1 protein-coding gene is annotated in these 278 nt (G+C 44.6%); it reads left to right on the plus strand.

Annotated features, from left to right (window positions below):
* Positions 1-278: hypothetical protein (locus SB756_RS29640; protein ID WP_410913134.1), on the plus strand; the 278-nt coding region annotated here is incomplete at both ends.

Below are 278 nucleotides of genomic sequence, written 5' to 3' on the forward strand. Positions count from 1 at the left end.
CTCAGATGAGCAACAACCTCAAGCGTCAACGCAAGCGCCTACAGCTACAGTTAACCCACCAGCCGTTGCAAGTTATGTAAATTTAGCGGGCGTTTTAGCCAGTAATAAAACAACACAAATACAGATTTTAGGTGAAAATACCGTGAGTCGCGGTGCTGTGGGCTCAGCTATAGCAAACTCGCAAGCTACTATTGGCTTTACTCAAACAGAAACAGTACAGGGTAATGTTTCATTTTTACTTAACGCCCGCGATCCCGACGGCATTAGCGAAATAAACT

Origin of the sequence: Pseudomonas sp. SIMBA_068 (genome assembly GCF_046534705.1) — a bacterium.
Classification (GTDB): domain Bacteria; phylum Pseudomonadota; class Gammaproteobacteria; order Pseudomonadales; family Pseudomonadaceae; genus Aquipseudomonas; species Aquipseudomonas putida.